Annotated in this window: 6 protein-coding genes; 3 read left to right on the top strand and 3 right to left on the bottom strand. The window is 63.5% G+C overall.

Annotation, left to right across the window (positions count from 1 at the left end; all coding sequences use genetic code 11):
• Positions 1-169: 169 nt before the first annotated feature.
• Complete coding sequence (locus tag AB0K17_RS30530) at positions 170-778, top strand: helix-turn-helix domain-containing protein (protein WP_365984991.1); 609 nt, start codon at positions 170-172, stop codon at positions 776-778.
• Positions 748-1,302: a transposase gene (locus AB0K17_RS30525; protein ID WP_365984990.1), complete on the top strand. Its 555-nt coding sequence runs from the start codon at positions 748-750 to the stop codon at positions 1,300-1,302. The genes AB0K17_RS30530 and AB0K17_RS30525 overlap by 31 nt, the downstream gene beginning before the upstream one ends.
• 11 nt (positions 1,303-1,313) lie before the next feature.
• On the opposite strand, the gene AB0K17_RS30520 is transcribed toward AB0K17_RS30525, so the two are convergent.
• The 3 genes from AB0K17_RS30520 to AB0K17_RS30510 are packed head-to-tail and all read right to left on the bottom strand — an operon-like array spanning position 1,314 to position 5,759.
• Positions 1,314-3,023 carry a carbamoyltransferase N-terminal domain-containing protein gene (locus AB0K17_RS30520; RefSeq protein ID WP_365984989.1) on the bottom strand — a complete coding sequence of 570 codons (1,710 nt, stop codon included), beginning with the start codon at positions 3,021-3,023 and terminating at the stop codon, positions 1,314-1,316.
• Positions 3,024-3,059: 36 nt separating this feature from the next.
• The gene (locus AB0K17_RS30515; RefSeq protein ID WP_365984988.1) at positions 3,060-4,346 is read right to left on the bottom strand and encodes a cytochrome P450; all 1,287 of its coding nucleotides are present in this window, start codon (positions 4,344-4,346) and stop codon (positions 3,060-3,062) included.
• A gap of 12 nt (positions 4,347-4,358) precedes the next feature.
• Positions 4,359-5,759: a glutamine synthetase gene (locus AB0K17_RS30510; protein ID WP_365984987.1), complete on the bottom strand. Its 1,401-nt coding sequence runs from the start codon at positions 5,757-5,759 to the stop codon at positions 4,359-4,361.
• Between the two features lie 201 nt (positions 5,760-5,960).
• Between AB0K17_RS30510 and AB0K17_RS30505 the strand changes: the two genes are divergently transcribed.
• Positions 5,961-7,214, top strand: a complete 1,254-nt coding sequence (locus tag AB0K17_RS30505) for an aminotransferase class I/II-fold pyridoxal phosphate-dependent enzyme (protein WP_365984986.1) — start codon at positions 5,961-5,963, stop codon at positions 7,212-7,214.
• Positions 7,215-7,458 lie beyond the last annotated feature (244 nt).

The raw sequence follows: 7,458 nt of genomic DNA, 5'->3' as shown, positions 1-7,458 counted from the left end.
CTACGAGCGCAAGCCAGAACACTTCCTCGCCTTCACGGCCATCGCCGCGACCCTGATATGTCACCGCAGACTGGCCAAGTGAAATGACGTTTTAGTGCTCGGTTCCTCTTTGGTGGGGTAGGTGTAGAGGGGTGGGGTGCTGATTCGGGCTTCTCGGGGGCGAGTTGCCGTGTCGGAGCTGTTGTCGGCCCGTCCTGCCCAGGACGTGGTCGAGGAGGGGAAGATGTGCAGGCTGGCCGGTGCCCGGCATGCGCCGGCGGACTGGATTCTGCGGGCGAGGATCATCGTGCTGAGTTGGGAAGGGCACCGTGTCCCTGCCATAGCGTCCCAGCTCGGGTGCCATCACAAGACGGTGCGCAAGTGGCTGCACCGATTCAACACCCAGGGCCTGGACGGACTCGGCGACCGTCCCGGATGCGGCCGCAAGCGCCGGATCACCGAAGCCGAACGGTCACGGATCATCGAGCTGGTCCGCTGCGACCCTCCGGGCCGGCTGGTGAGGGAGCCCTGGGGTGAGCTGGCGGCCGAGGACGAGTCGGCTCCGGGTGAGTGGACCCTGGACACCCTCACCGAGGCGGCCCGGCGCCAGGGTATCGACATCCAGCGCTCCCAGGTCCGCAGGATCCTGCTGGCAGAAGGTGTGCGCTGGCGCCGTACCCGTTCCTGGATCACCAGCCGGGATCCGGAGTTCTCCCCAAAAGGACCCGGATCGTCGGCCTGTACACGGCCCCGCCAGAGGGTGCCACGGTGGTCTGCGCGGACGAGCTCGGCCCGGTGATCCCGCGCACGTTCCCGCCCGCCCCGGGCTGGTCACCGGACGGCCACCGCATCAAGGCCGAGCTCGACTACAGCCGCGGGCCGGAGAAGACCTGGGTCTACGGCGGCCTGCGGCCAGCCGACGGCCAGGAGATCACCATGACCGCGGCCTCCCGCAACAGCGTCAACTACCAGCAGTTCCTCCTGCTGCTGGAGGAAGCCAACCCCACGGGCGACATCATGGTCGTCACCGACAACCTCTCCTCCCACAACAGCAAGGCCACCCGTGAATGGCTGGAGGACCACCCGCGGATCCACCACGTGTTCATCCCGGTCGGAGCCTGCTGGCTCAACCTCCAGGAAGGCTGGTGGCGCCTCTTCCGCAAGGCGGCCCTGGCCGGACAGTCCTTCGCCGACCCCGACGAGATCGACCACGCGACGAGAGTCGCCACCGCACAGCTCAACGCACACGCCAAACCATGGATCTGGGGCCGCCCCGCACCACCAACCCGCCAGCTCCGGCGCCGTTTCGAGTACCGCCTTTGAGGAACCGAGCATTAGTCGCGAACGCTCTCCTGCAGGAGATAGAGCACTCCCTCGCTCCATACTCTGCTGACCTTCCCCCATTTCATGGCCGAGACCGCGTCCGGAAAAAATCCTCTGCCATTGAAGTTCGCGCTGGTGTTGCACAGCACCGGGATACCGCTCAACCGGTGGTATTCACTGAGGACGGCCCGGAGAGTCGGGTCGTCCTCTTCGCCGACAGTCTGCAGACGCGCGGTCCCGTCGAGGTGGACGATCGCCGGGATGCGCTCCGCCCAGGGGCTGCGGATTGTGTGGTCGAAGAGCATCAACGGATCGGGAGTACCCGGGGAGAAGATCTCCGGGGCATGCTCCACGAGACAGACGGGAGCCACCGGGCGGTAGTACTCCCGGCCCTTGACCGTGTTGAGCCGGTCTTTCATCGCCGCGTCGGTTGCCGCGGCGAGAATGCTGCGCCGCCCGAGGGCACGAGGACCGAGCTCCGCACGATCGTGCACGACGACGACCGGCTCACCGGTCTCGTGCAGGACCTGTCCGAGCTCCGCAGGCGAACAGCGGGTGCCCGCCCATCCGGGGAGAGGCTCCGAGGGCTTGATGTCAGGCCCGAGCCGGGCGTGCCACGCAAGGGGACCGATACCGTCCGTGGCCATCAGGTGAGCACAAGCGGCTCCGATGGCGGAGCCGGAATCATTGGGAAACGGAGGCACCCATACGCTCCGGAAGATCGGATGCGAACGCAGGGCGCTGTTCCACTTGATGTTCAGTGCGCAGCCGCCGACGAAGCAGAGATTCCAAGGGCCTTCACCCTTCCACTGCCTCACCTTTGCTGCGACACGTTCCACCAGTAGTTCCTCGAAGAACTGGTGGATCGACGCCAGGACATCCTCGTCCGTGAAGTGTTTCTGGCCGAGTCGCGTCGCCACTGATCTGTAGAAGGCATGCACATACGGTTCCTCGGCGCGAGTTCCCCACCCGCCAAGGGAGTTGCGGTAGTGCACGGCTTCAGAAGTGTCGGACTCAAAGTACCGCGTGAACTCCTCACGCAGTACTTCGATCACTTCGTCCACCGGGTTTCCCAGTGCGACGTATGCCATCAGCTTGCCGGCGACCGACAGGTCTTCCTGGAGACTCGGTTTCTCCTCGCGCCGGTACGGGCCGAAGTAGGAAGTGCAGATCGCATAGGCGTGTCCGATCAGAGGGAACACGTAGCCACCGTTTTCCACTCCCTGTTGCGGGTCCACGTAGTAGAGACGGGGAAAACAGCCACCATCCCAGACGAGGGCGAACGAGCTTTCATTATTGCGGGCGAACGGGCTGGTGCAGTATGCGCTGGCCAGATGTCCGGCCAGATGGACGTAGCTGTGGTACGAAATGGACCCCGATTCGGTTTGAAATACTCCCTGCCACCCCGGCCGAAGGATACTGGTGACCGAGTCGTTCTCATGGTAGGGCGCGAGCCGGAGGGTTTCCGGCTTCCCCTCGCGCAGGGTCAGGGACGTGTACCCGGCCTCGCAGCCGTCCCACCCGTCGACGGCCCATTGGTCGACATCTTCGGGCTTGTACCCGAAATCCTTCAGGGTGCGCTCGACGACCTGGAAGTCTGCGATCTCGCTGTAGCGGGGGTTGTTGTCGATCTTTTCCATCTCGACACTGAAGACCAAGGAATCGTTGTCCAGCAGTGCGACAGCGCCATCATGGGTGAGCTTGAGACCACAGATGATCATCGCGTGCCCTTCTGGTAATCCGCCCGATTCATAAAGCTATGCGAGAGTCAGGTCGACGGGGAGTCTTTTGATGGCGTTGACATAATTGGAGCGGAGGCGTTGCACCTCTCCCGCCAGGCGAATTTCTGCCAATCTGGGCAGGAGTTCTTCGAAAAGAATGTGCAGCTCCAGGCGGGCCAGCCAGTTGCCGAGGCACATGTGCGGCCCATTCGCTCCGAACGTCAGGTGCTCGACGTCACGCCGAGTGACATCGAAATCGTGCGGCCTGTCGAACACTCGCTCATCACGGTTGCCCGAGGCGAGCCACAGAACCACTTTGTCGCCGGCCTTGACGGGCTTCCCTCCGAGTTCAATGTCCCGAGTCGCGGTACGGCGGATGTGGTAGGCGGGAGATGCCCACCGGAGGAACTCTTCCACGGCTCCGGGGATGAGAGACGGGTCCTCCTGCAGTCTGGCCAACTGCTGGGGGTGGTCGATCAGAGCAAGAAGCGTGTGCGAGATTGCGTGCTGAGTTGTCTCGCTGCTGGCAACAACCAGCGTCAGGAAGTAGTTGTCGAAGTCCGCCTGAGTGAGCGGTACACCATCTTTGGGCACTTGGTTGACGAGCAGGCTGACCAAATCGGTGCCGTCACCGTTCCTGCGACGGGCCGCGAGCTCTCGGCCGAAGGAATAGACGTCCAGGGCGACAGGACTGCTGTAGGGCAAGTGCCGGTACTGCTGGGCCTCTTTGCTGTCCCTCAGCACCTCCGCGTACTCGGGATCAGTGTTGCCGAACATCTGGCCGGTGTAAGTGATCAGCTTTTCGGTGTCACTGTGCGGAACGTCCAGGAAACGGGCGAACACATGGATGGGCAGAGCGGCGGATACTGTGGTGGCAAAGTCGAACGGACCCTTGCCCAAAGCTGCGTCGAGGATTTCTCCTGTCAGATGGCGCAAGGACTCTTCGCAGTCGGCGACAGCCCGTCTGGTGAACCTCCTCTGCAGCAGGTGCCGTAGTGCCGTGTGGCGTGGACCATCGGTTTCCGCAAGGGAACGCCTTGCCGCGACCTGTTCGTCGTCCGCATCTTCCAGGGTTGCGAGCTTGGTTCCGGTGAAGGTTTCAGTGTCACCTTCGACACGGACAATGTCCTCATGCCGGGTTACTGCCCAGAATCCTCTGCCGGGCTCCGGCACGCTCTGCCAGTGGACGGGGGCATGACGGCGCAAGGTGCGGAACATCCGCCACGGGGTGACGCCATCGAGGAACTTGTCGCAGTCGGACAGGTCCACCTCCTCCAGCGGCAATGGTTCCTCAATTTCTTGTGCACACGGGGGATTTGTCATGTCGTGCTCCGTTCAGCAGCCTTCCTGGCTGTACGTCAGATACTCCCAGTCGGTGACGGCTCCGCAGAACTGCATCCATTCCTCGGAACGGATGCTGTGGTACAGCCTGGCGAGTTCCGGCCCGAGTGCCTGGGTGAGCAGAGGGGCCGCGATGAACTGGTCCAGGGCTTCGCTCAGTGACAGCGGGAGCGGTGAAAATCGATCGGAGGCACGCTCGACACCCTGCGCATCCTGCGGCGGACCGGGGTCGATCTGACGGATCAGGCCGTCCTCGATCGCTGCGATCAGAACCGCATGCGAGAGGTAGGGGTTGACCATGGCGTCAGGCGTCTTGACCTCCAGCCGGCCGATGTCCGGCAGCCGTACGGCGCAGGTCTTGTTGTCCAGCCCCCAGTCGGCTTGCATCGGGGCGAACTGGCCGGTGTGCCAGTAGCGTTTGTACGAGTTGACGGTCGGTGCCATGATCGCCGAGGCCGCGGCTGTGTGGGTGAGAATGCCTCCCAGAGCGTGCCGTCCTGTCTCGGTGAGGTGGAGATGTGACAGGTCCGGGTCGATGAAGGTGTTGCGGTCCCCGGTCCAGAGGCTGATGTTGTGATGGCACCCGTTGCCCAGCCGGTCCGCGGCGGGCTTGGGCATGAAGCTGACCTTGCAGCCCAGTTCCCGGGCGACTTGCCGGCAGATCTGGCGATGCAGGATCAGCCGGTCAGCGGTGAGCTCGGCCTGGTCGTACTGCCAGTTCAGTTCAAGCTGTCCGGGCTCGTCGCCGTTTCCCTCCGTCATGTCCAGCCCGAGAGCATGGCCGTACCTGATGACGCGCTGGTAGACCTCTTGGTAATCCTTGAGGTTTTCCAGGTGCAGAAGTGTGGTGGGACCCCCTGGCTGGTGGTGGGGCTGCGGGGCAACGTCGGTCCACGTGACTTCGGATTCGCAGCCGCTACGCAGATGGAGTCCGGTGCGAGCAGTGAACTCTGCGTGGACTCGTTTGAGGTTGCTGCGCGCATCGGTCGCCAGCAACCGACCGGCGCGCTCGCCTGCGAGCCGATTGTGATGGTAGAGGCGGCAGAAGAAAAATCCGGTGCGAGGGTCCCAGGGAAAAACCCCAAAAGAATCCAGGTCCGGCATGGCGACACACTCGGGGTCTTCGGGAGAGACGCCGAGCAGATTTCCGTTCCGGTCAACTCGCGCATCAGCCATGAGGGCGGGGTGCAAGCGCACGCCGTTTTCGACGTTGTGAGCCAGGTGCCGCGCGCAGCCCAGCTTTCCGACGACGCGTCCGCTCAGGCTCACGGCCTGGTAATGGATAAATTCCACTCCAGTCTCGCGCAGCTTTTCCTTTACCGCCTGAACGGAACCTTGGCGAGCGTTTTCCTCGCGGTGCTCTTCGAGTTCGCTGTGGACACCGGTAACCGTCATGCATGCCTCCGGATGATCGAGCCAGAACTCAGTTCCCCCCTGCCGTACGACACAAACAACAGGTGCTCAGGATCACCCGATTGCACCGGAACTGTTTACGTGTGCACCTTGCTGGGAAAGCCCGAACGTGGCACTCTCACCCGTACCGTCACCGATTGCCCGTCAGTCATGTCGGACCCGAGAGTTCCCGGAGGTCATTTCATGTCGGAATCCGAACTCAGTTCTCATGCTCGGGAGAGCATCTCCCGAATTGTCGTCCGCCTGCAGGAACGGGCAGCCCACACCGGAGCGGCCCGCACCATGTATGCGAAGACCATCGCCGATCTCGACGGCGTCCGGGTGCAGTTCTCCGATGGTGCGGACCAGATCATGCTGGCCACCTACGACTATCTCGGTCTGCTCGGCCACCCGCGCATCAGTCAAGCTGCGAAGAACGCCGTTGACGCATACGGCACCGGCTGTCACGGTTCTCGTGTCGGTGGAGCCAGCCTGACCCTGCACACCGAACTGGAAGCGGAGATTGCCCGATGGACCGGACGAGAATCCGCGATCGTGATGAGCTCCGGCTTCGCGACCAACTACTCCGTCATCTCTTCCCTGCTCGGCCCCGGCGACTGGCTGCTGTCGGACCAGCTGAACCACGCCAGCATCATTGACGGTTGCGCAGCGGCCAAACACACCGGAGCGGCACTCAAGGTCTACCGGCACAACGACATGGCGCACTTGGAGGAACTGCTGCAGCAGGCCCCACGGGGGGCGACGAAGCTTGTCGTCGCCGACGGCGTGTTCAGCATGGACGGCGACCTGCTCGACCTGCCGACCGCCTCCGGGCTCTGCCGAAGATTCGGAGCGTTGCTGTTCGTCGACGAAGCACACAGCTTTGGCGTCATCGGCCCGCACGGCGGCGGGATCGAAGACCATTACGCCATGCCCGGCACCATCGACCTCCTCATGGGCACCCTGAGCAAAACCATCCCCTCCGCGGGAGGGTTTATCGCCGGCAGCCATGAAGTGATCGAAGCCCTGCGGCAGTCGGTCCGCGCCTATGTCTTCAGTGGTGCCACCTCGCCGCCGACCACGGCTGCCGCCCTGGAGGCCATCCGCTTGCTGCAGGAGGAGGGGGTTCAGCGGCGCACCAAGCTGCGTCACAACATCGAACGCCTCGTGCGACGACTGCAGGCCGAGGGACTCCATGCCACGGCAACCACGAGCGCTATCGTGCCGGTCATTCTGGGGGAGCCGGAAACCGCTGTCGATGTGGCTCAACTCTGCCAGGAGCGGGGAGTGTTCATCGTGGCTGTCGGGCCACCCGTCGTCCAGCCCGGCTCCGCCCGGCTCAGACTGAATGTCACTGCTGCCCACAGCGCGCAGGACATCGACACCGCGGCTGCCGTCATCGCCGACGCTGTGTGCCAAGTCGTTCACGGAGACACGGTCCCGGCCCGCGACACCTGACGCTCGGTCTCGCTGAAAGCGTGAGCGGTGGGAGGCGGTGGCTCAGCTCAGAGAGTACCTACGACCTTGTCGACGGTGATGCGTACGACGACGCGCTGACCCTCGTTGACCGAATCCGGGTAGAACTCGGCATAGCTCAGTCCTGTGTACTTAAACGTCATTTCACTTGGCCAGTCTGCGGTGACATATCAGGGTCGCGGCGATGGCCGTGAAGGCGAGGAAGTGTTCTGGCTTGCGCTCGTAG

Origin of the sequence: Streptomyces sp. NPDC049585 (assembly GCF_040675615.1) — a bacterium.
GTDB classification, from domain to species: Bacteria; Actinomycetota; Actinomycetes; order Streptomycetales; family Streptomycetaceae; genus Streptomyces; species Streptomyces luteosporeus.
Note: the sequence above shows the minus strand (reverse complement) of the source record. Positions and strands in the feature narration are given on the sequence as shown.